This window comes from Ruminococcus sp. AM26-12LB (genome assembly GCF_003480785.1).
GTDB classification, from domain to species: domain Bacteria; phylum Bacillota; class Clostridia; order Lachnospirales; family Lachnospiraceae; genus Blautia_A; species Blautia_A fusiformis.
This window is the reverse complement of record NZ_QUJX01000010.1, coordinates 1-22,074: the sequence shown is the minus strand read 5'-3', so window position 1 is coordinate 22,074 and position 22,074 is coordinate 1. Positions and strand designations below refer to the sequence as shown.

The following is a 22,074-nucleotide window of genomic DNA, read 5'->3' as shown; positions in this document are numbered from 1 at the left end:
ACTGAAAAAAATTCCAGTTTCCCTTTTATCTGACCAAACCATTTTATGCCGTCTTCCTGTTTCCTTTTTCCTCTTTTTGAAGGATCCAGTCATCCACGCCTTTGTAGTGTTCCATCCAGGTACCGGATGCATCGGTATCCCAGGTGACTCTTTTGCAGGATACATTCAGTTCCTCACAGATCTCATATAGTTTTATACAGCCTTTTCGGATCATGTCCCGCTTTCTGCGCTTTCTGGGGCATTCTCCATGATACAGATAAATTCCATGTTCACATTGCCGGCACGCACTTTTTTCATCGTGCTTACAGGACAATTCCATCATTTTATCCATGTCGTAACATTCGTAAACTCTTTTTAACCCCTGCTCTTTCAGTTTTCGCAAGACAGTTTCCAGTCCTTTATGATTGGAAACTCCAGGGACTCCGATATAAGGATTTCCTGTACACATCCATGCGATCTCTGCCTTTAAGATCCCTTCCGTTACGTAAACCGTGCCATCCTTTATTTTCCCAAACATTCCTGCCGGGCTGCCGCTTGATGTGCCTTTTTCTAAGCCGCTGCTGGTAAACCAGAGGTACTTCCGTTCTTTTAAAGGAACATCCAGCCGGATCTGGAATCCTATGATCCGTTCCTTCCCATCCCGGACCGGGCAAAGATACCCGTTATTCTTCCTATAAAAAGCAGCTTCCCAGTCACCATCCCGGTTGATGAAAAATCCAGGAACCCCATCCAGGCGAAATCCCTTTTTTAAGAGCTTTCTGGCAATGGCCACGGAATTCTCCTCATCCGTACTTAAAAAACCTCGTTCTTCCATCTGTCTGACCTCATTTAACGTCAGCCCACGCAGGAGAAGGTTCCTCCGGTGTGTTTCCTTAAGCTTAAGAAAAGTGAGCATTTCCTTATATACATGGTCCCGGTAATCCCATTCCTCTTCCGTAAGGGAAATGCGTTTCTTTTTGGAAACGATAGAAGCGAAACCATTTCGTGTCGTGGAATGCTGTCTTTTATCCATTCCAGAAAAAGGAAGTGCCTGCTTTATCTCCCGGTAGGCTTCTTTATACCGGTTTCTCCCGTAAATGCCGGATAGTTCCGCATACAGTGTCAGCATGTTTCCGGCTGCCCCGCAATGATAGCAATGGTAAACATTCTTCAGTTCTCCATTTTTGCGGATGCAAAAACTGCATTTTCCTCTTAAATCCCCGCAAAAAGGACATTCCACCGGAAATTCGTCTTGGTAAGAATCACTCAGTCTTCGGATTGACAAAAGATCGGCTACTTCTGCGATCGTAAACGATTCTCTGGCATACATGCCTTCCTCCTTTTCATAAAAGATGGCCCCGTTCCCGGAGCCACCTCAAACTATTTATCTGTTTTCAGGCTGCTTTTTGCATTTCCTTTTCATGATTCAAAAGAATCTTCGCAGCTTTCTGTATTTCCTGATTCTGGCCTTTGTAACGCTGTACCAGCCATTTGATCGTCTGGTAACCTCTGGCATCCTGCATCATTTCCCCAAGAGGGGTCCCGGCATAGACACCAAAATTGCAGATAACCTTTTCTGCCCATTTCACTTCATCCTCTGCATCCTCTTCGTGAGCCATATCCTCCAACACTTCCTCTGCAGTCTCTTCTGGTGTTTCTTCCTCTTCTTCTGCATCAAAAGAAATCTCATCATCTTCATCAAATGGAACTTCATCCGTTTCTTTTACTGCACGGAAACCGTCTGCATCCGTCTCGGCAGTAATTTCCTCATCTACGGAGATTTCCTCGGTCTGAACCGGATCTTCCGCTTTGGTTTCTTCATCGGAAAATTCTTCCAGTCCGCTTTCACTTTCTTCAATTCCAAAAGTCATCTGTCCAGGAAGGTTTTCTTCTGTATCCGTCACTGCATATTCCACTTTTACAGGATCTTCTGATATGGCATTTCCATCACGCAGTTTTTTACGGTCCGTTTTCTTTTCCCTGACCGGTTCCGTTTGCTCCGGCTTTGCTGCAGTTTCTTTTCTTTCTGCCTTTTCCTGTTTCTTTTTCGGGTTTTCCGGTTTTACGGAAGCTTCCTGCTTCGGCATTTCTTCTTTTTCCGTCCCACGCATGTCCGGATCGTCTATTCCAGATGCCTGCATGATGTTGAATTTATTTAAGAAATAATACTTCAGGCCATACGTCCATGCCGCACCTTTTGCTTTATCCGGTGCTTCATTGGTTCCAATGACATGCAAAAAGCTCCGTACCTTGTCTCCCGGACGGTCTGCATTGGTCCAGCACAGCTCCAGGTCAGCCTCATATCTCCAGAGCGCTCCCATTTCCTTTAAAAACACGGAATTGCCCTGTTCGTCCATCTGTGTCGGCCTTTCACTTAAGATGTCAAAATCGACCCCGTATTTATTAAGGGCCGGTGTCAGGCATTCATAAATATCATCCAGTTTTACAAAATCATAAGTAACGTCCTCACTGTACCGTTTGCGAATCAGCTTCGGCACTTTCTTCCGGATCCTGATCATCTTCTGGTTCAGATTCATGTAATTGTATTTACCCATATTATTCGTTTCCTCCTGATTTTTTCATTTTTTATACTAAGCAGAACGCGGAAGGCTTGCCTCCGGCCCTGTCCCAGTCTTTTTTAACATTTCTTCCATTTCTTCCCGGATACATCCGATACAGATCTTCTTTTTTGAGATCTCCGGAAGTTTTTCAAGCAGCCACTTCTGGGCGAAAAGCTCTGCTGCCCGCTGTGGGTTGCTTAAATATTCCAGAAACATCCAGTCAGAAAATTCCCACTTCATATCCGCAAAATGAAACTGCGGCTGATAGATCAGATCCTCCGGCCGCTTTCCTTTTTTAATAAAACGGTCTGCATTTAGCTGGATATAAACCCTGCTGATTTCCGGGATCATCTGTGCAGCTGCATACCCGCCTTTTAACAAAAGTTCATCCCATTGTTCCCGGATAAGTTTCTTTCCAATGCGGCTTATCTGTGTTTCCAGTTTCGGGATCAGATCCTCACGCACAGGAAAACCAAAATCATCCGGTATCCCGATCGGTTTCAGAAAAAGATCTTCTGCTTCATAAAGGGAATACTCCGGCATGTGGATCACGGCACACCAGTTCCGGTCTGTTTTTCTGTTTTCCTTTAAACAGTCAAAGAAAAAGAAACAGTTTCCATATCTTGCCTTTATAAACAGCTGTCCGGAAAATTCTTTTACTTCACAATCCGGCGATTTCAGCCATGCGATCAGTTTTTCTGCCTCCCTGCTCTCTTTTAACCAGTCCGGAAGTTTTCTATCCATCACATACCTCCGTAATTTAGATATATGGCAGGGAATACCTGGAATACACCATCTTTGCCCGTTTTAAAAATGCAGAGCCTTTTTCTGCTTTTGCAAACCATTCCACAAAAAACCGTGTCAGGTTCTGCTGCAGTGTCCGGTGGGTATCAAGGGCATAATCCACAAATTCCCCATATCCGTCCATACTTCCTGCAAGCAGGTAGCAGGTAAACATTTTTGCCATCTGCTCTTCATCTGACTGATTGATCTCCATTTCCTCTGCACCTTCATACACCAGGCGCACCCTTTCTGGCTGTTCCTTTACATGCAGGCACAGATCATCGGCCATCAGTTTCGATGCTTCGTTTCGAAGATCGTAATACCCAACTTCCGAAAGACCTTTTAGCCAGGCAAACCCAAGATAAGTGTAATTGTCTTTTATTTCCTGCTGCTCTTTTGCCATGGACTCCATAAATTTTTTGTGTCCGGTGGGATGGCAGTTCAAGTATTCATCTACCAGCAGCCTTGCCACATCTTTTCCATTCGTAACCTTCATGTTTTCCTCCCATCAAAAAAAGACAGTCCATGCTGTCTCCATTCTTTTAAATCCTGTTAGTATTTTACAGTGCCAGGAATATCATATTCATGCCAGCGTTTTGACACACAGCCGGCAATTTTTTCTTCCAGAGCTAAAAGTCCTCTCTCATTCGTCTTTTCCTGCCTTGCAATGGTAATGGATTCACAGATCCCGCAGTAGATCTCGTATGCGCTGCATGGCTCATCCCCAGTAGTAGCCTTAAACTGCTCCACGGTTTCTGCAAGCAGTTTTTTTCCAAATCCTGCCTGCTTCATGATCCCTGCCATGGCATTTGCCGGATGCTCGATCCAGATATCACACAGCCGCATGACCCCTTTTAAGACTTCCCGGTAGTAATCAAAGATCGACTCTATGTTTTCCGTGAAATCTTCCATTCCTTTACAGTTTTTGTGCGTAACCTTCAGGGCATTGCCAAGGATCACATTTCTTGTCGGCTCCTGCAGGGAATAAAAAATATTCGCTCCGGACACACCAACGTCTGACGTAGTGATCCGTACAACTGCTTTTATGTCCTTATCGGTCTTTCTTCCATAATTCTGCATCAGTTCCTTATAAACATCTGTAAGTTTCGTATCTTCCAGCTGCCAGGACGCCGTAACAGAATAATGATCTGCATAGCCGTTTAAAAACGTTGCCTTCTCATAGTCCCCATGGATATATGCCGAGGTAACCATGTACATATCCGGCATGGATATGATGGCATAATCTTTTTCATCACCAGACAGGACTGCCCTTATTTTTCCTTCACAGAAACGGATCAGTGCTCTTCCTCTTGCAACCTTCAGGCATTTATTCAAGATCTCTGCCAGTGTTTTCTTATCGACATCTGCCAGGGCTTTGCCATCAATCCTGGCCCGTCCTTTCAACGATTTGATTGCTGAATTTCCTATATAACAGATCCTCTCGGGCAGGATAAGAACCAGCCTGGAATGAGATAAAGTATCTTTTTCCAGTGCTTCCAGGGAAATGCCCGGAACCTCTGTGCAGGTTTCCTCTCCTGCTGCTGCCACCTTTAATTTCTTACTGGTGATCCGGATCCATTCTGCCCGGCTGTCTATCTCTTCCAGATACTCGCACAGTTCCTTTTCTGTCCGGAACTCCTTATAAAAGTCATCTTTATAATACATAATGTCCGCCTTTCCACGCTAGCTGAAAATCCGGACTTCAACAGCCTGTATCTTTCCATCTTCGATGCAAAACACATAGCCGTCTTCTGCCATCTCCATAAGCATTCCAATTTCCAGTGCATTTGCGTTTTCCCATTTAATTGTCTCCATAATCGACCCTCCTGATTTTACAATGTGTTTTCTTTTTTTGATGTTTTTAAGGTATTTCTTTTTGCAGTTTCCTTAACTGCCAGTTTCATTCGTGCTCCTCCTTTCTGCTTTTTATGCAATAAAAAAAGACACAAAAAGAATCTTCTTTCCTTCTTGCATCTTCCTTATATTTTGCATATCCATTTTTTCTCATTAAGGGCAAGACCGCCCCAAAGTGTTTCTTCCGGAATGTCCGGAACTAAAGAATAACCACAGTCTTTTATAGACTGTTAAATTATTTTTCATTTAAAGACTACCACAACATTTTGTGGTTGTCAATTAATTTTAACTATATATTGTGTTATTGTGTGAGTTATCTTTATTATTCTGCTACATGTTGTGACAGGCGGCATGATACCGCCTGTCTTTTCATCCGTCTGCATAAGTGCATGTATCTGAGGGGAATAGGTAATCTGTGCATGCACTATGAAAACGTCTTACTCAGCGTTTGGATCCGCCGGGGAAATATTTTTGGCAAGGCTTCGCCCATTGGCATCCGTCCCTGCTTCAAAAAGGACCGGCTGGCCACCGCTTAATTTCCGGTATCCATCCATCTGGATCTCCGAAAAGTGGGCGAAATAATCAATCCCGTCTTCACCGGTGATAAAGCCGTATCCTTTCTGTGCGCTGAACCATTTCACGGTTCCCTGTAGTGTTTCTGACATATCCTTCTCTCCTTTGCTGTATTTCCCGCAATAGTCTTTTGCGGAAACAGGGCAGCATGGAATCGAACCATGCCTGGTGCTCCCCTCCCTGCTATAAAAGGAATCTCTTCCTCTTATATTTCTTCGTTTCCCAAAAAAGTACCGTTATTGAGTGCTGCATCCACCCGGCGAATTCCTACCAGCTTCTTTTCATTTATGCCAAAATAAAACCGGTAACGTTTTCCCTCCAAAACTTTTACGTTTTTATCCAGCAAAAGTTCACTCTGCCGTCCGGCCGGATCACTTACCCGGATCTTCCGTAATCTTGCAAAGGGATTTTTCCCGTCTATCCCGGTTACCAGCCCTTCCACGATTTCATAGGTCTTTTTATCCGCGGTGCGGAAAATAAGATATGTTCTTATAAATCCGATAATCCCAAGCAGGAAAGACCAGAAAATAAAAGTTTTATCTTTCATCCATGTTCCCATAAATGATCCGAAAAGCAGGATAAAAAGAGACAGGATACCATATCGCTGGATCCTGTCCTTAAAAAAATCCGGTATATTCTGATAACGTGTGCCAAAATCTTCCAAGCATCTATACAGCCTGTGCCAATACGGATGTTCCGTTTGCTTCAAGGCAGTCCTCCCTTCTTATGTTGTCGATCACAAGCTGTTTCTTATAGTAAAGCTGCGCTACGCGGCTTATAAATTCCCGTTGTATCTGTTCCTGGAGGGAATCTGCTAAATGGGGTTCCCTGCTTTTTGCCTCTTCCTTTAAACATTTCAGGTGGCAGGAAACATCCCCTTCTCTTTGAAGATAGGAAAGTAGCTGGTATTCCTCTTCTGTAAGCAGCGGCTTTTTAAAGGCCCTCAGTGAAAACTTCAGTCCTTTTCCCATGGAAAGGGATTCCATAAAATGTTTCATGCGTTCCGCCGGTGAAAAGATCATGGGAGCCATGACTGACCGGCTGATAATGCTGTATACAGCTTCCTCTCTGGTACATCCTTCTGTCAGCACAACCAGGCCCCGCTTTACCAGACGGTTCAGGCAAAACTGAAAATCCTCTTTGTCCGCCCATTCCTGTGCCTGTTTTTCTCCAAGGCTAAATACAAGAAGACGATGCATCTGGGAATGGACCTTATCCTCTTCACAGAAAGACCAGGTGAGCGCAGCCCACAAAATAGTTTCCATTTCTGTAAGTACTTTTTCTTCCCCATCTACCCAGACACAAAACCTTCCATCTGCATCATCTTTTTTCATTCCGATTGCTGTATACCATCTCATGACATTTCCTCCTTGTCATTTTCACTCTTTCTAATCTCTGCTTCTGATCTGTTTTCTTTCATATAACTTGTTACCCATACATCATTTCCAGGAGTTTTGGAAGTACATACCCCAAAAGCATGCCTGCTGCCGTACAGATTCCGATATTCGGCCGCCGCAGTTTCCATACTTCCTGTGTTTTGGTCCCGATAATCCTTGTTCTTCCCGGTACGATCCACCTGAGTTTCCGATAAAACTCCATGAATCCCTGATTGTCAAAGCCAAAGGATCGTACACAGAAAACATCCCGTTCCTGTTCTTCTTCATCCAAAAGGAAAAAGCTTTTCTGTTCTTTCCCTTCTTTTCGGATCACGATATAAAATTCCGGAACTCCCCGCCTGGTTCCTTCTACGATCTTGTCCATCTCATCGTAAAAGATCCTGCAGGACTCATATTTTCCGTTCTTTTCCGGCTGGCAGACTGCCAGGCTGTCCTCTTCAAGTGCCATATAACAGTTTTCTGCCTCCATGATCCTCCGGCTGATTTTTATGGCCTGACGAAGAAGCAGGATTATCGCAAGCGCCAGTGCAGTACACAAATATACAAGATCCCAGCATCTTTTCTGGTATATGAAAAAGTATGCGCTGATTCCCTCTGCCACACTGCATATTGCTGTCATAATAAAATACTGTTCTTTAAGGTCCATCAGATGATATACATCATCTTCTGTCGCCTGTAGTCTCAAGGGCATCCATCCTTTCCGTCATGCCACGCTTATTTTATCCGGGGATTTCTTTTTCTCCTCTCGGCTTTTTATATAGTCTGTACATTCCCGGATGGTCTGTTCACACAGGTAATAAGAAAATTTCCCGATATGTGTGTCCTTTTCCCGGAGATTCAAACGGTTCTGAAGCCAGATATACGTGCTATGTTTGGTCATATAACCATTTTTCCAGATTGCATCCAAAGCTCTGTGTGCTTCGATCCGCTTATTACGCAGATTGCTGTCAGCCATGGTTCCCATGGGACGCATACTTTTTTTGTGTGCCCCAATGTATGAATCACAGGAAGGATAGCCGCTGCATACATACAGGTATTTCTCCGGATCCAGGTTGTTATCTCCATAGACATAAGCTGCAGGCCTAAGTACCCCGGGTCTTTTGCAATATGGGCAGTACAAGGTTTCCCGTATCTGTTTTTTCTTCTTTTTTGCCATCTGACGTCACTCCTTTCCATCTTTATCTCCGATGTTAAAGAAATCCCTTTTTCTGTGTCAACAGAATTCTTTGAAAATCATAAAAACATTTTCAGGAAGCTCTTTTGATAAGCCTTGTGATAATGCCTTCTGCCACTTCATAGTTGTCGTTGATGCGGGTCACCACAAATCCAATCTTATCTTTCTTTCCCGGAAGTGCGGACATATTGCAGGAATGTGCCACGGCATTGACTCCGATATCAAGGCGGATAAAATAGGTTCCCTTATAGACTTCCGTAATGATCCCTGTATATTTTCCCTGTTTATGGCATTTCCGGAGGTTATCTTTATTGATATTGGCTGTCGGACTCTTTGCATCCACTTCTATAATGATCTGGTCAACAGAGCTTGCTTCCACCTTATTGACCATGACCAGCACCAGATCACCTACCTGGAATTTTTCTCCGGCATCTACCATCCACTCCCAGGCCATGTCCCTGGCCCGGACAGATACTTCTACACCAAAGACTTCCAGGCGGACTGCTTTGGGAGCTACCGCGATCACCCTTGCTTCTACGATCCTGCCTTCATAGAGCATTGGTTTTTCTGTATCTTCCCCAAGGTAAAAAGTCTGTCTCTTTTTAAGCATTGCATCTTTTCTGGATGCTACAACGCTCCGGCTCTTGTTATCCAGATCTTTGATGATGAAATCAATATCACAGCCGAGCATGTTGTTAGCAATACGGACCTGACGGTTTAAGGTATCCGCGTTTTCACGCCCGTCTCCCTGAAGGTTGATCATCATTTCATTCATTGGGATAATGATCCGGAAACCATTAAAGTATGTAACAGCAACCATCCATCCACTCTCCAGTTTTTCAATGCCCCCGAGCTGGCCCGTCAGGATCTTTCTGGTACGATGTGCATTCAAAAGCTGATGCCATCTGGCTTCTTCCTGTTCCTCCATGCTTTCAACCTGCGCGTCTACATCGATTGTCAAAACACCATCGTAGACCGCACGCGGAACATCTTTTTCCCCGTTTCCCGCCAAAACTGTTTTTTTGGTATCCTCCATATACTTCCTCCTGTTCTTATTTATTTTTGTCTTCTCTGCTCCATCCAGAAAACTCCTTTTCCTCCGGTACTCAGGAAAGACAAAAGAAGACACAAAAAAAGCAGCCCGTTTAAAGCTGCTTTCTTCATGCCTTCTTTTTACAGATACCATTCTATAATACATGGAATTCTATGTCAATATTACCTCGATTGCAATAGTGTCGCATATTAGTTCCTTTTATGAAGCCTGTACGACAGAAGGATTTGGTAACACTAAGAACTGCCAGATTCCTGTGTCCTTATAGAAAATTCCATCTCATATGTAATTGTTTCATTATATAGTGTTTATTTCTTCCTCTTAATCGTCCCCAATAAGACAACCGAGCTTCTTGTACATTTTTAAACTATAGATATTACGGAACAGTTGCAGTAGATATATATTTTTTCAAATAGCTGAAGGATAATACCTGATTATCTGTTATTTATATACATAATACATATTGAATTTTAGTAAAACTAGAGGATACATAAAAATGCCATTAACCAAAGAACAATTTCTTAAACAATTAAATTCTGATTGTTATTTCTCCACATACTCTTCTGCCATATGTACTGCCATAGCACCATCTGCCACTGCTGTTACTATCTGACGAAGTAACTTTGTTCTGACATCTCCTACAGCATAAACACCCGGAATACTCGTTTCAGTGTTTTCACCTGCCACAATATATCCTTTATTATCCAGTTCTATCTGATTATCTAAAAAATCTGTTGTCGGTTTTCTTCCTATACTCACAAACAGGCCGTCACATTCTATAATGTTTTCTTCTCCTGTAACTGTATCTTTCAACCGCACACCAGTCAATCGTTCTCCATAAATCAGTTCATTTACTGTATTGTTCCATCGAAACTCTATATTTTCAGTTTTCATCAGCTGGTCATGGTAGATTTTCGTTGCACGTAATGTATCTCTTCGATGAACAATGATGACTTTCTTAGCAATTCGACTTAAAAGAACAGCATCTGATACAGCAGAATTTCCACCACCAACAACCACCACGATCTTATCTTTATAAAACATACCATCACAGGAGGCACAATAAGCAACCCCATGACCTATCAATTCTTTTTCTTTAGCAAGACCAAGTTCTCTTGGATTTGCTCCAGTAGCAATCACTACTGTTTTCCCAATATAAATTCCCGAACTAGTTTCTACTCTCTTAAGCTTTCCTGTTAAATCCATATTATAAACTTCAGCATATTCACTTTTAGCGCCAAATTTTTCCGCCTGTTTTTGCATTTTCTCTGCCAATGAAAATCCGTCAATTCCATTTTCAAAACCAGGATAGTTATCAATCTGCCAGGTCAATGACATCTGACCACCTGCAGATAATTTTTCTATAACAATTGTATCAAGTCCTGCTCTGGCTGCGTATAATGCTGAAGTATACCCTCCAGGTCCTCCACCCACGATAATCATATCGTAAACATGATTTTCATTCATACAGCAGTCCTCCTTTTATTTTTCCAATGCTTCATTAATAAAATTCTCTATCATTATTTTTGATTCAGGTGCAACAATAGAATCTATTGCCTTTCCATCCCGATATAAAACCAGCGTAGGAATTATCTCAATCTTTTCAGCTTCTGCAATCTGTGGTTCTTCATCAATATTTACTTTTCCAGCAATAAGAATATCGCTGTATTCTTCACTTATTTTTTCATAAGCCGCTCCAATTCTACGGCAATAACCACACCACGGTGCCCAGAAATCAACCAAAACCGGTTTTTCCTTATGAATTAATTGTCCAAACTTTTCTTTATTTATATTTATAGATGTCATATTTTTCAACTCCTTCTCCTATTTGAACTTAATATATCGCATAAAAGATCTTGCTTCTGTGATGATATCACAGAAAAGATAATTTACTTTATTACACTTCTTTTTATTTCTATTTATGGCATATGCCAGTTACATAATTGACGCATCTAAAAAAAGCAAGTATACTATGTTCGTAAAGGAGATAACGGTTATGAACTTCGAAAATTGTTTTCCACTATGGAATGACTTAAATACAACACAGAAAAAAATAATTTCAGACAATTTAATCACACAGTATGTAAAAAAAGGGACAATCATTCACAATGGAAACCTGGACTGTACTGGATTATTACTGGTTAAATCCGGGCAGCTTCGAACTTACATACTTTCAGATGAAGGACGGGAGATTACACTTTACCGTCTGTTCGATATGGATATGTGTCTTTTATCCGCCTCATGTATCATACGCTCCATTCAATTTGAAGTAACCATTGAAGCAGAAAAAGATACTGATCTTTGGATCATCCCTGCTGAAATCTATAAGGACATTATGAAGGAATCTGCTCCCGTCGCAAACTATACCAATGAGTTAATGGCCACCCGTTTTTCTGATGTCATGTGGCTGATTGAACAAATCATGTGGAAGAGTTTGGATAAGCGTGTTGCTTCATTTCTTTTAGAAGAGACCTCTATCGAAGGAACAAACGAGCTGAAAATCACTCATGAGACGATTGCTAATCATCTTGGTTCCCACAGGGAAGTTATCACTCGAATGCTTCGATACTTTCAAGGCGAGGGTCTCGTCAAACTCTCCCGCGGCAAAATCACAATCCTTGATCCAAAAAGACTGGAAACACTCCAAAGGTCATAAAATTGTTTTTCTGTAACATATAAAGAAGAATCCTCCATTTATCAGAATTATGGAAGTCATTCTAATAAATGGGGGATCTTTTTATATTACAATCAAACTATAAAAATATTTTATTTATTTCTAATAATCCATACCACATGCATATGATCTTTCAATCAGTGCATGGTCATTAGCCACTGCATCATAAAAGCGGAATCCACCTGAAAAGTTGTATGTTTCATATCCATTTCCTTCCAAAATACGGCTTGCAATATAACTGCGTAGCCCACTCTGGCATATCAGGTAAACAGGCTTTCCCTTCTCAACTTCATTGATACGTTCCCTCAGTTCATCTACAGGAATGTTTTTGAATCCATCCATATGCCCCCTGTTAAATTCACCTACAGTTCTCACATCCAGCAACACAACACTTTTATCTCTAGAAATCTTATCCATATCTTCCAGATGCCATTGTTTTAAGGTACCTTTTGCTATATTGTCTATCATGAATCCTGCCATATTTACAGGATCCTTGGCAGAGGAATAAGGCGGTGCATATGCGAGATCCAAATCCTTCAGCTGGGTTGCCTTCAGCCCTGCATGAATTGCTGTTGCCAGCACATCAATACGTTTATCAACTCCTTCATATCCAATAATCTGAGCACCAAGCAAACGATAGGTCTCTTTTTCAAAAACCACCTTCATGGTCATCACTTTTCCACCAGGATAGTAACCGGCATGACTCATAGGAGAAAGAATTACTGTATCTACCTCTAATCCTGACTTTTTGGCATTGGTTTCATTGATACCTGTAGTGGCTGCTGTCATATCAAACACTTTTATAACGGAGCTTCCCTGACTGCCCAGGTAACGACTATCACCGCCACAAATATTATCAGCGATGATTCTGCCCTGTTTATTGGCTGGTCCTGCCAAAGAAATCAGCGCATCATTACCCGTAACATAATGTTTTACCTGAACTGCATCACCTGCAGCATAAATATCCGGTACAGAGGTTTCCATTCTGTCATTCACTACAATACTTTCCTTGATGCCAAGTTCCAGACCGGCTTCTTTTGCTAATACTGTGTCTGGTGTGACTCCGATTGCCAGAACTACCATATCAGCCTGAAGGGATGGATTATCTTTCAACAGGACCTCCACTCCGGTGTCTTTTTCTTTAAATCCTTCTACTGTATAGCCCAGTACCAGTTTTATCCCATGTTTTCTCATTTCATTATGGATCATGGATGCCATATCCGGGTCAAAAGGGTTCATCAGCTGCTTAGGCCGCTGGACAATCGTAACATCCATGCCAAGCTCCCTCAAATTTTCTGCCAGTTCCAGACCAATAAAACCACCACCTGCCAATACAGCCGATTTTGGATGATTCTTATTTATATATTCCTTTATCCGAAAAGTGTCTTCTACAGTACGAAGTGTAAAAAGTTTATCAATACCTACTCCGGGAAGTCTCGGCTGTGTTGGCTTTGCACCTGGAGAGAGGATCAGCTTATCATATTTTTCTTCAAATATCTCACCATTCTCTAAATTTTTCACTGAAACCGTTTTACGTTCCGGATGTATGGAGATAACTTCATGATGAATTTTCATGTTAATACGGAAGCGTTTAAAAAAACTCTCTGGTGTCTGTAGTGTAAGTTCTTCCGGGTCTGTGATCACGTCTCCAATATAATATGGAAGTCCACAATTTGCATAGGATATGTATCCGGATCTTTCAAACACAGTAATTTCAGCATGTTCATTCAGTCTGCGTATTCTTGCTGCGGCTGTAGCTCCTCCGGCTACACCTCCTACAATTATTACCTTCATCTTATTTTTCCACCTTTCCTGAGTAAGCTACAATGCCACCGATATTATTTACTTTAGAATATCCCATTCGTTGCAGTATCCCAGTTGCCTGGCGGCTTCGTGAACCGGAATAACAGTATACAAACAGTGGGATATCCTTATTCTTCGCTACAGAAGCAATATTGTCAAGTTGCTGCAACGGCACATTTTTACTTTCTGGTATATGTCCTTCCTGATATTCCTGCGGTGTACGTACATCCAGCAGAACTGCATCATCAGTCCTTTTATATTCTTCTATGCCTTGATTAATATTCGACTGTTTAAAGAGATCAAAAAATCCCATTAGCACACCCCCCCTAAAGCATTTCTAAAATCGCATTCTTAGGTCTCGCCCCTGAAACCTGCTGTACAATCTTCCCATTCTTCATAACCACTAAAGTTGGAATGCTCATAATACTGAACTTATTTGCCAGTTCAGGCTCTTCATCTACATTAATCTTTCCAACTTTAATATCTCTACGCTCACTTGCAATCTCCTCTACAATAGGTACTACCATACGGCAAGGCGCACACCAAGATGCCCAAAAATCTAAAAGAACGGGTTTATCGGAATTCAGTACTTCGTTCTGAAAATTATTTTTATTGATATTAATAGCAGACATTTTACAGTCCTCCTTATCTTTCTCTTTTTGTAGATTTATTATAGTCTTAATTTCATTTATTTTCCGTGATTACATCACCATACCTCATTAACTTAACTTCTTGCCATACCATCTACACTTAATATAACACCTGTAATGTAACTCGCCTCATCTGAAGCAAGAAACACAAACGCGTTGGCAATATCTTCTGGCTGTCCAAGACGACGCAATGGAATTCTTTCAATCATAGGTTCGATAACTTCCTTTGGCACGGCCTTCATCATATCAGTTTCTGTAATTCCAGGTGCAACAGCATTAACACGAATACCTTTAGGTCCTAGTTCTCTTGCTAATGATACAGTCAATCCGTTTACTGCAAACTTCGATGCCGGATAAGCAAACCCACTTGGCTGTCCCGAAATACTCACCATGGAAGAAGTTGAGAGAATGACCCCCTTGCCTCTTGCCACCATACATTCTGCTGCTACACGAGTAGTATTAAATACTCCTTTTACATTTAGATCCATGACTTTATCAAAAGTCTCCTCTGTATAATCCATAAATGAGGTGTTTTCTGAAATCCCTGCATTATTTACCAGTATGTCGACACATCCATATTTTTCAGTTGCCTCTTTAAAAGCCTTTCTGACAGACTCCATGCTTGCCAGATTTGGACTAATTCCAGCAACTATTGCATTGGGATATTTTTCTTTTAATTTATCTACAGCAACATCTGCCGATTCCTGTGAACTTGCTGCCAACACAACTGAAGCACCTTCCTTCAAGAATTTATCAGCTGTAGCAAATCCTATACCACGGCTTCCACCCGTAATGATTGCAACTTTATCTTTTAATCTCATTTAGACTACCTCCTTACTTAGTTTCTAACTACATTATAAGCAAAAGGTAGATTATTTTCTGTGATATCATCACAAAATATCGCAATAAAAAACCCTGTTGCTCACGCACCAGGGTTTTGGTTTATCCATCTGTATTTAACACAAGATTAGGCTTCTATTCAACTTCTGAAAACTGATCTTTTCCAACATTACATAATGGGCATTCAAAATCTTCTGGAACATCCTCCCACTTTGTTCCTGGTGCAATACCACCTTCAGGATAACCTTCCTCTTCATCATATTCCCATCCGCAAACGTCACATACATATTTCATTAGTTTATTCCTCCTTATAAATATATTAATACACAGCATATATTACTGTTGTATCTGAATTATTTTGTAATCTTAGCACGAAAGTCAAGTGTTTTTAGCATTTCCAGAGTCCATGAAGATTGCAGTATGCGTATACTTCTTCTACATATTCTCCATCACAGAGGCAGAAATCCGCAATAGGTTCCTGTCCTGGAATTAGCTGTTTTCTATAAATACCCTGATTTGTATTTAGTGTAATCCATTCAATGAAATGATTATCAAGCATTGGATGTTTTATTTCACCGACCACAACATGTACATGCTGTTTGTCCACTGTATATACAGGTACATGCTTCTCAACAGCAGCATCTGTCACTCCAGCTTTTAACTCATGCATAGCCTCTCCGCAACACATTACTGGTACGCCTTGATCCTTTAACATTTCAATAATGTTTCCACAATGATTGCATACATAATATTTTACTTCCATCTTTTTTATCTTCCTATGTTTAAAATTTAAAATCCAATTGTTTCTATAACTTTCTTCAAAGCATCCGTCGATTCTTAAACTTTAATGCTTCTTTACCAACCGATGCAGAACCAACAAAGCCACAGCCTATCATTACTGCTTTTTTTAATAATCACTTTCTTCTTTGTAATAATCTCCTTCTCTTTAATAGTTCTCTTCACGTATTTCGAAATAACTCTGTGGATGGTTACATACTGGACATATCTCAGGTGCCTTTGTTCCTACCACAACATGTCCACAGTTACGGCATTCCCATACCTTAACTTCACTCTTTTCAAACACCTGTGCAGTTTCAATATTCTTAAGAAGTGCACGATATCTCTCTTCGTGGTGCATCTCAATCTGTTTATTGTCAATAGATAATAGTAATAATTACTATTATTATAATAATCAATATTACTGATTACCTTTTATTTAAAATAATCATTCAATCATCATTTTTTCCGTTCAAAAACATATTCTGCATCTGATGATAAATCAGAGCGGAATGAATAGCCTAGTCTATCAAATTTCTTAATATCCTCAGGATTTTCAATTCTGTTTTCAGCCATGAACCTAACCATTTCACCACGGGCCATCTTAGCATATGTACCTTTTGTCACCAGTTTATCTCCTGATAACTCACAAAATGTAATCGTAATGTATCTATCCTGTCGTGTCAGATATTTTTCTATGCACTTAGAGTATTCTTTCGATGCCAGATTGATTATAATCCTGCTGTTATCAATCACTGAGCGGTATAATAAATCTCCCCAGTACTCATACAGATTTTTTGTTTCTCCTATTCCAACCTTCGCCTGCATTTCCAAACGATAAGGTGTCACACCATCCCTTGGTTTTAGCACACCATAAAATGCAGATATTATTCTCAAATGATTTTGTACATACTCGAATTGACTGTCCTCAAACACGGATGGAGCCATATATTGAAAAGCAATTCCTTCATATGATAAGACAGCTGGGGTAAGTAAATGATAAAGATCCATGTTTTCCAATCTATTGAAGTTCTGTTCTGTAATTTTGTCATTACATTTCCAGATAGTCTTCAGTTCTTCTTTTGACTTACTTTTCAACCAACTTTGTATCTCTGTCGTCTTTTCAATAAATTCAGGCAATCCATCCGGCGCTATGCTGTCAGTATCTGTAATCATCTTTTTAGCAGGGGATAATATTATCTTCATTAATCTAATTCCTTGAGCATATTTTCAGGATCATCTGCAGCCTTGACTTTATCATTTGCCTTTATAATAATCCCCTGTTCATCAATAAGATATGTGGTTCTTACTACTCCCATAGAGACTTTGCCATAATTTTTCTTTTCTTTCCATACATCATATGCTTCAATAACTTTCCGCTCTGGATCTGCTAAAAGTGTAAATGTCAATCCATATTTTTCCTCAAATCTCTTATGAGAGGATACAGAATCCTTACTGACTCCAAGAATAACTGCTCCTTTTTCGGTAAACTGAGGGTATCGCTCAGAAAACCCACATGCCTGTTTCGTGCATCCCGCTGTATTATCCTTGGGATAGAAATATAAAATCACTTTTTTTCCTGTATAATCCGATAATCTATGTATTTTCCCATTTTGATCTGGCAACTCAAAATCCGGTGCCTTAACCCCTACTTCCAACATTATTTATCCCTCCCTTTCTGTATCTTTCTCTTTATTCGCCTTTTTCTTCCTATTCCCGGTAATCATTTTATGACCTGTATATATCGCCATTACCATACATAACATAGAACTTAAAGCAAAGTATTTGTGACTTGATTTTTGCTTTTTATATCCAGTGTAAAAAGTCCCAAGCATTGTGATCAATGCTCCTACTGACCAATATTTATGTGCTTTCATGTAATTCCTCCATTTTTTCAGTGTATTCAATTCTAATTATACGCTACCATATTCCTATGTCAATTTGATAATAGAGCATTCCTATAAATTTTTTCAAAATATCATTGTCAAAACTATGTATTGTTATCCTTTAATTTTTCTTTGAAATAATTGACAAAAAGCTTGCTTTCAGGAGATTACTATTTAATCTCTTTTCCATCTATATATAGTTGAAATTTATCAGGATTATTGACAACATCATAGTCCTTTCCGTATTCTACAGGTCTATATTCGGCTGTCATTACCGATTCCCCGTCTTCAATATCCTCTTTCCATAAATAGATGTTCATATCAATGCTCGTCGCATATCCTCTGTCTGTGGAGAATTTTGTCGAATGAAAAGAGACTTTACAACTTAAAATTGGATAAAAAGGACAAAAAAAAGAAGAGCTGCTTGCTCTTCCCATATAGTAGTAGTAAAATAATATGTCATGCCAGCGCAATATATTACCTAGAATATCGCTATAACAGGAAAGGGGCTGCATTGTGACAGCCCCTAATTTACTTCATCACGTTGTCTACATTCTGAGTGAACTCGTTCCCTGGTTTATTTTAGCATCGGTCTGGATTTTGTTTCATAAAGATAAATTTTGCCACAGAGCGGTCGTATGTTTTAATGTGTCCAAACAGCCAGTCGATTACATTTTTCTGTACAAGTTCACTGAACCGATCTGTTGGTCCTTCATACTCCTGAAGGTATTCATACAGTTCTTGAATTGTCTTTTTAAACTCTTCATGTTTTTCATAATGTTTTTCACGCTCTGGATAACCGGATTTTTCCTGAAGCTTTTCCTCTTCTTTGAAATGAAAGTCAGTATATTCATCCAGATAATCCAGCATTTTGATTGCTTTTACTTTGCTGTCGCCATTTTGACAGGCAGTTACAAAGTTCTGGATACGGTCAATCAATTCTTTGTGCTGTGTATCGATTGTTTTATTTCCTGTTACTAAATTGTCATCAAAGGTAATGTTTAAATCGTAAGTCATAATTTGACCTCCATTTCTTTTATATGTTCTCTTAGGCTCTTTTAATGTCTGGCAGTTTCGTACCTGCATTTTCTGCTTAGTCTTCTACAGGAACGAAAACATCTTTTCCTAATCCGCAGATTGGGCATGTCCAGTCATCTGGAATATCCTCAAATGCAGTTTCTGGAGCGATACCGGCGTCTGGATCTCCTACTGCCGGATCATAAATATATCCACATGGTTCACATTCATATTTTTTCATAGTCATTTTCCATTTTCAATGTCGATTTATTTTTGTTACCAAGTTCCTAGCAATTTTTCTAACACTTTGTTTCTTGTATATCTGTATTATACATGATAATTATTCTTTTGTCAATAATAGTAATTATTATTATTTTTGCACTTAGCATAAACTGATATTTGAATTGCACATTTACATATTGTATATATCATGGGAATAGTTGAATAAAAAAATGAACTCTATTCATTAAAGACAGAGTTGCTGGAAATTATTTCTCTCCAACAACTTTCTTCGTCTTTAAGTCCTTGAAACACAATACTGTCCCATCAGATTCATCCAACTGTTATATTTATTCTTTTCACACACCTTTCGACAAATTTCATTTTCCATCAATACACAGAACATCTTATCATAATCAAATGCCCAAACAGCACCATTCACATGGTTTTCCACTGCTTTCTGATCTATGTACTTTAAACGTGTGACCATTTTTTCAATTTCTCCATTTCTCAAGTTACCGATATTTTTGCAGATAAACCGAAAGAAATTCAACGTTGCATATTCGTCATGCCAATGGAACTCTTCTGGATTGTTTTTAATTTTACTGGCTCGCTGCTGTTCTTTGATTATTTGATCAGCTACACCTTTCATCGAATCTTCGTATCTCATATTACTCACCTACTCTTCCTCAACGCCCAGTGACGGTTTAAATCTTTTATCCTTTGCCTGCGGTACCACGATCTCGTAAAAATAAAATCCTAAATATCCAAGTGCCTGCTTCTTCATTTTATAAAAAGAAGTCCTGCCTATTCCTAGCTCCTGCTGTACTTCCACATCTGTCTTATTATAATGACTGCAAAAACAGGAATGAAGGATTTCACTGAGCATCACACCATTCGGTGCATAGAACTTCACCAGTGTCATTCCACGATAGATCATATCAGACAAGCCATAAATGATCATCAGGTTATTCATTTCCCGGTGCATCTTTGGCACATTCAGCTGATTGTTATAAATGCTCAGATAACTCAATGCATATGCCATATCTTCATTGATTTTCTCCTGGCACTCCATATCCAGTTCTTCCAATACAACTGGTTTTCTAAAATCAGTTTCTGGTAGCTTGTCATCAGTTCTTTAATATCAGTATAATGTCTTAATCCTGTGCATGACTTGCCATATGGAAGGTAATTTCTTTCACTGATTTAATTGCATAATCTCTGTCTGTCATCAGTTTCAAAATCTCCTTATCATCATCACACTAACTGGCGGTCTTTCAGACCAGTTCGCTTTCCCCATGATTTTGATGGGAAGCAATTACTTACTACAACTTGCAGAAGCGGATATCCAAAAGGCATTGTGGGAGCTGCCTTTGCTGACCGAAATCCATCTTCTTATGTAAAACCTGCAGGAATATAAAGGGAAAGTGACTATCCCTGCCGATTAATAATCCAAATAATATCGTCTATACCAATCTCTCCTTATTTTTCAAAGCATCTGTAAAATCGTTTTCTATCATTTGGTTATAAAGTCTCTTCTGCGCCAGTTCATCTGTATAATACGCATAGTCATGATTATAATCTTCCATAACTGTTTCTGCCGCCATAGATGCATAATCATATATGGTAGCTATTGAAAGATTCTTATCTATATTTTTGTAAATACCATATTTAATCTTTATTCCTTTAATCGGAGCATTCTCTACAAACTCATTAATAACATTGTCCATTCTCCGATGATCCAGCTCACAATCATCACTTAATAAGCAGAGAAAAGATGCTTTTTCTTTTCTCACCGGTGCTGCTCAAGTTCATAATGCCTAACTCATCTAATCTTATATCTGAATCCTCACTTGCAAACGCAAACACTATTTTTTCGAATGTATCTGCATTTCCAATTCTTGCACATTTCATACGATAACGCAAAATATCATTACCATTTTTTATCCTGTAATGTATTGTGAACTGTGAGACCAGTTGCAGTTGTTTGCATATATTATTAAAATCCGTAGCAACCAGCATTTTATTTCTGTCTTCTTCAAATACATTGGTCTCTATATACTTTTGTATTACGGTTTCATATGTTTTCTTCTCGTTCATTAATTCATCTAACTCTGTGTTTTCATTTAGATGTCTATAAATCTGAATGTACTGATCTTGACGATTTACGCAATATATACTACTAAACTCATTCCCCAAAATGTTAATAATATCCGTAATCAGCATTTTTCCCCTTACTCTTCATTTACATATCATTTTATTGTAATCCCTTGATCTTTTTCAAAGATACTTTCGCTGTTGTTCCAAAGTTTCCATGTCTCTCTTTCTTTAAAATACAACGAAAAGTGAACTCTTATGTACTTGAAGAATCTGAAATACGATTCCTCCCTGTAAATATCAATCTGTTCCACAAAGCAAGTGACATGCTCCCACCACTTAAATCTTACGATTTTGAAGTGGGGGCTTCCTGCTCGATTACCCTTTAGGGCAAAGCTAAAACAGGCTATCCCCGCGTGTCCCGCGGTTTTGTTTTTTATGTTTATCCGGTTACGGATTTTTTTCTTGTGCCGTCAGGCACATTCTTTATAGATTCTTTTTCCTTCTTCACGGATGTTGACTGCTGCATTCACATCCCGGTCCATCCTATTTCCACATTCACAAACATACATTCTATCCGACAATGCCAGTTCCTTTTTCTTATGTCCGCATACACTGCAGATCTTACTGGATGCAAAATAACGGTCTACTTTTATAAGATGTTTTCCATATTCTTCCAGCTTGTATCCCAACATGAACAGAAACTGCCCGTACCCGTTATCCTGCACACCTTTCCCAA

32 protein-coding genes and 1 pseudogene are annotated in these 22,074 nt (G+C 39.8%); 1 reads left to right on the top strand and 32 read right to left on the bottom strand.

The features are described from left to right. Positions 1 to 43: 43 nt before the first annotated feature. From DW694_RS08815 to DW694_RS08755, 14 genes are all read right to left on the bottom strand, one after another. Complete coding sequence (locus DW694_RS08815; protein ID WP_118752872.1) at positions 44 to 1,309, bottom strand: hypothetical protein; 1,266 nt, start codon at positions 1,307 to 1,309, stop codon at positions 44 to 46. A gap of 64 nt (positions 1,310 to 1,373) precedes the next feature. Continuing rightward, complete coding sequence (locus DW694_RS08810; protein WP_118752871.1) at positions 1,374 to 2,534, bottom strand: ERF family protein; 1,161 nt, start codon at positions 2,532 to 2,534, stop codon at positions 1,374 to 1,376. A gap of 36 nt (positions 2,535 to 2,570) precedes the next feature. Then, positions 2,571 to 3,284 (bottom strand): hypothetical protein, encoded by a 714-nt coding sequence (locus tag DW694_RS08805; protein WP_118752870.1) that lies wholly within the window; start codon positions 3,282 to 3,284, stop codon positions 2,571 to 2,573. Between the two features lie 16 nt (positions 3,285 to 3,300). After that, positions 3,301 to 3,819: a hypothetical protein gene (locus DW694_RS08800; RefSeq protein ID WP_118752869.1), complete on the bottom strand. Its 519-nt coding sequence runs from the start codon at positions 3,817 to 3,819 to the stop codon at positions 3,301 to 3,303. Positions 3,820 to 3,875: 56 nt separating this feature from the next. Next, complete coding sequence (locus DW694_RS08795) at positions 3,876 to 4,988, bottom strand: hypothetical protein (RefSeq protein WP_118031066.1); 1,113 nt, start codon at positions 4,986 to 4,988, stop codon at positions 3,876 to 3,878. 18 nt (positions 4,989 to 5,006) lie between these two features. Beyond that, positions 5,007 to 5,138 (bottom strand): hypothetical protein, encoded by a 132-nt coding sequence (locus DW694_RS17200; protein ID WP_005423021.1) that lies wholly within the window; start codon positions 5,136 to 5,138, stop codon positions 5,007 to 5,009. A 476-nt stretch (positions 5,139 to 5,614) separates the two neighbouring features. Then, positions 5,615 to 5,842, bottom strand: coding sequence for a cold-shock protein (locus tag DW694_RS08790; RefSeq protein ID WP_005423033.1), 228 nt, complete (start codon positions 5,840 to 5,842; stop codon positions 5,615 to 5,617). A gap of 113 nt (positions 5,843 to 5,955) precedes the next feature. Beyond that, positions 5,956 to 6,297, bottom strand: a complete 342-nt coding sequence (locus tag DW694_RS08785) for a hypothetical protein (protein ID WP_147420728.1) — start codon at positions 6,295 to 6,297, stop codon at positions 5,956 to 5,958. Between the two features lie 121 nt (positions 6,298 to 6,418). Further along, positions 6,419 to 7,108: a hypothetical protein gene (locus tag DW694_RS08780; protein ID WP_110103103.1), complete on the bottom strand. Its 690-nt coding sequence runs from the start codon at positions 7,106 to 7,108 to the stop codon at positions 6,419 to 6,421. Between the two features lie 70 nt (positions 7,109 to 7,178). Further along, positions 7,179 to 7,832, bottom strand: coding sequence for a hypothetical protein (locus tag DW694_RS08775; RefSeq protein WP_110103102.1), 654 nt, complete (start codon positions 7,830 to 7,832; stop codon positions 7,179 to 7,181). Between the two features lie 18 nt (positions 7,833 to 7,850). Further along, positions 7,851 to 8,303, bottom strand: a complete 453-nt coding sequence (locus DW694_RS08770) for a zinc-finger-containing protein (RefSeq protein WP_110103101.1) — start codon at positions 8,301 to 8,303, stop codon at positions 7,851 to 7,853. Positions 8,304 to 8,394: 91 nt separating this feature from the next. Beyond that, a complete protein-coding gene (locus tag DW694_RS08765; protein WP_110925766.1) occupies positions 8,395 to 9,357 on the bottom strand; it encodes a S1 RNA-binding domain-containing protein in 963 nt (320 codons plus the stop codon). Positions 9,358 to 9,915: 558 nt separating this feature from the next. Further along, complete coding sequence (gene trxB / locus DW694_RS08760; RefSeq protein WP_059085771.1) at positions 9,916 to 10,839, bottom strand: thioredoxin-disulfide reductase; 924 nt, start codon at positions 10,837 to 10,839, stop codon at positions 9,916 to 9,918. 15 nt (positions 10,840 to 10,854) lie between these two features. Continuing rightward, the gene (locus DW694_RS08755; RefSeq protein ID WP_005330449.1) at positions 10,855 to 11,178 is read right to left on the bottom strand and encodes a thioredoxin family protein; all 324 of its coding nucleotides are present in this window, start codon (positions 11,176 to 11,178) and stop codon (positions 10,855 to 10,857) included. Between the two features lie 115 nt (positions 11,179 to 11,293). Here DW694_RS08755 and DW694_RS08750 point away from each other — a divergent pair, with 115 nt between their 5' ends. Further along, entirely contained in the window at positions 11,294 to 12,028 is a 735-nt protein-coding gene (locus DW694_RS08750) for a Crp/Fnr family transcriptional regulator (protein WP_353615810.1), read from the top strand. Positions 12,029 to 12,148: 120 nt separating this feature from the next. On the opposite strand, the gene DW694_RS08745 is transcribed toward DW694_RS08750, so the two are convergent. The 18 genes and pseudogenes from DW694_RS08745 to DW694_RS08665 form a co-directional block, all read right to left on the bottom strand. Then, on the bottom strand, positions 12,149 to 13,840 hold the full coding sequence (locus DW694_RS08745) for an FAD-dependent oxidoreductase (protein ID WP_059085769.1): 1,692 nt from the start codon (positions 13,838 to 13,840) through the stop codon (positions 12,149 to 12,151). Position 13,841: 1 nt separating this feature from the next. Further along, positions 13,842 to 14,162: a rhodanese-like domain-containing protein gene (locus tag DW694_RS08740; RefSeq protein WP_015524982.1), complete on the bottom strand. Its 321-nt coding sequence runs from the start codon at positions 14,160 to 14,162 to the stop codon at positions 13,842 to 13,844. 13 nt (positions 14,163 to 14,175) lie between these two features. After that, complete coding sequence (trxA, locus tag DW694_RS08735; protein ID WP_005421612.1) at positions 14,176 to 14,481, bottom strand: thioredoxin; 306 nt, start codon at positions 14,479 to 14,481, stop codon at positions 14,176 to 14,178. Between the two features lie 92 nt (positions 14,482 to 14,573). Beyond that, the gene (locus DW694_RS08730; protein WP_005421611.1) at positions 14,574 to 15,320 is read right to left on the bottom strand and encodes a 3-oxoacyl-ACP reductase family protein; all 747 of its coding nucleotides are present in this window, start codon (positions 15,318 to 15,320) and stop codon (positions 14,574 to 14,576) included. A gap of 154 nt (positions 15,321 to 15,474) precedes the next feature. Next, positions 15,475 to 15,633 (bottom strand): rubredoxin, encoded by a 159-nt coding sequence (locus DW694_RS08725; protein WP_005339874.1) that lies wholly within the window; start codon positions 15,631 to 15,633, stop codon positions 15,475 to 15,477. 94 nt (positions 15,634 to 15,727) lie between these two features. Further along, the gene (locus tag DW694_RS08720; RefSeq protein ID WP_015524981.1) at positions 15,728 to 16,102 is read right to left on the bottom strand and encodes a desulfoferrodoxin family protein; all 375 of its coding nucleotides are present in this window, start codon (positions 16,100 to 16,102) and stop codon (positions 15,728 to 15,730) included. Positions 16,103 to 16,285: 183 nt separating this feature from the next. Continuing rightward, a pseudogene (locus tag DW694_RS08715) lies at positions 16,286 to 16,486 on the bottom strand (rubredoxin-like domain-containing protein); the annotation flags it as partial. 89 nt (positions 16,487 to 16,575) lie between these two features. Next, entirely contained in the window at positions 16,576 to 17,322 is a 747-nt protein-coding gene (gene yaaA, locus DW694_RS08710; RefSeq protein ID WP_005421606.1) for a peroxide stress protein YaaA, read from the bottom strand. Beyond that, positions 17,322 to 17,777: a thioredoxin-dependent thiol peroxidase gene (gene bcp / locus DW694_RS08705; RefSeq protein ID WP_005421605.1), complete on the bottom strand. Its 456-nt coding sequence runs from the start codon at positions 17,775 to 17,777 to the stop codon at positions 17,322 to 17,324. Before bcp ends, yaaA begins: the two co-directional genes overlap by 1 nt. Before the next feature lie 3 nt (positions 17,778 to 17,780). Then, positions 17,781 to 17,993, bottom strand: a complete 213-nt coding sequence (locus DW694_RS08700) for a DUF6219 family protein (protein WP_005421604.1) — start codon at positions 17,991 to 17,993, stop codon at positions 17,781 to 17,783. A gap of 179 nt (positions 17,994 to 18,172) precedes the next feature. Next, positions 18,173 to 18,322 carry a hypothetical protein gene (locus DW694_RS16895; RefSeq protein ID WP_015524977.1) on the bottom strand — a complete coding sequence of 50 codons (150 nt, stop codon included), beginning with the start codon at positions 18,320 to 18,322 and terminating at the stop codon, positions 18,173 to 18,175. A 262-nt stretch (positions 18,323 to 18,584) separates the two neighbouring features. Beyond that, positions 18,585 to 19,019, bottom strand: a complete 435-nt coding sequence (locus DW694_RS08695) for a hemerythrin family protein (RefSeq protein WP_015524976.1) — start codon at positions 19,017 to 19,019, stop codon at positions 18,585 to 18,587. Positions 19,020 to 19,095: 76 nt separating this feature from the next. Further along, positions 19,096 to 19,260, bottom strand: a complete 165-nt coding sequence (gene rd, locus DW694_RS08690) for a rubredoxin (RefSeq protein ID WP_015524975.1) — start codon at positions 19,258 to 19,260, stop codon at positions 19,096 to 19,098. Between the two features lie 276 nt (positions 19,261 to 19,536). After that, a complete protein-coding gene (locus tag DW694_RS08685) occupies positions 19,537 to 19,908 on the bottom strand; it encodes a hypothetical protein (protein WP_059086885.1) in 372 nt (123 codons plus the stop codon). A 9-nt stretch (positions 19,909 to 19,917) separates the two neighbouring features. After that, positions 19,918 to 20,313 carry a hypothetical protein gene (locus DW694_RS08680; protein ID WP_015524973.1) on the bottom strand — a complete coding sequence of 132 codons (396 nt, stop codon included), beginning with the start codon at positions 20,311 to 20,313 and terminating at the stop codon, positions 19,918 to 19,920. 391 nt (positions 20,314 to 20,704) lie between these two features. Continuing rightward, positions 20,705 to 20,968, bottom strand: coding sequence for a hypothetical protein (locus tag DW694_RS08675; protein WP_015524971.1), 264 nt, complete (start codon positions 20,966 to 20,968; stop codon positions 20,705 to 20,707). Positions 20,969 to 20,993: 25 nt separating this feature from the next. Continuing rightward, positions 20,994 to 21,464 (bottom strand): hypothetical protein, encoded by a 471-nt coding sequence (locus DW694_RS08670; protein ID WP_015524970.1) that lies wholly within the window; start codon positions 21,462 to 21,464, stop codon positions 20,994 to 20,996. A 344-nt stretch (positions 21,465 to 21,808) separates the two neighbouring features. Continuing rightward, positions 21,809 to 22,074 (bottom strand): zinc ribbon domain-containing protein (locus DW694_RS08665; RefSeq protein WP_147420727.1); only part of this gene is annotated, 266 nt, incomplete at its 5' end.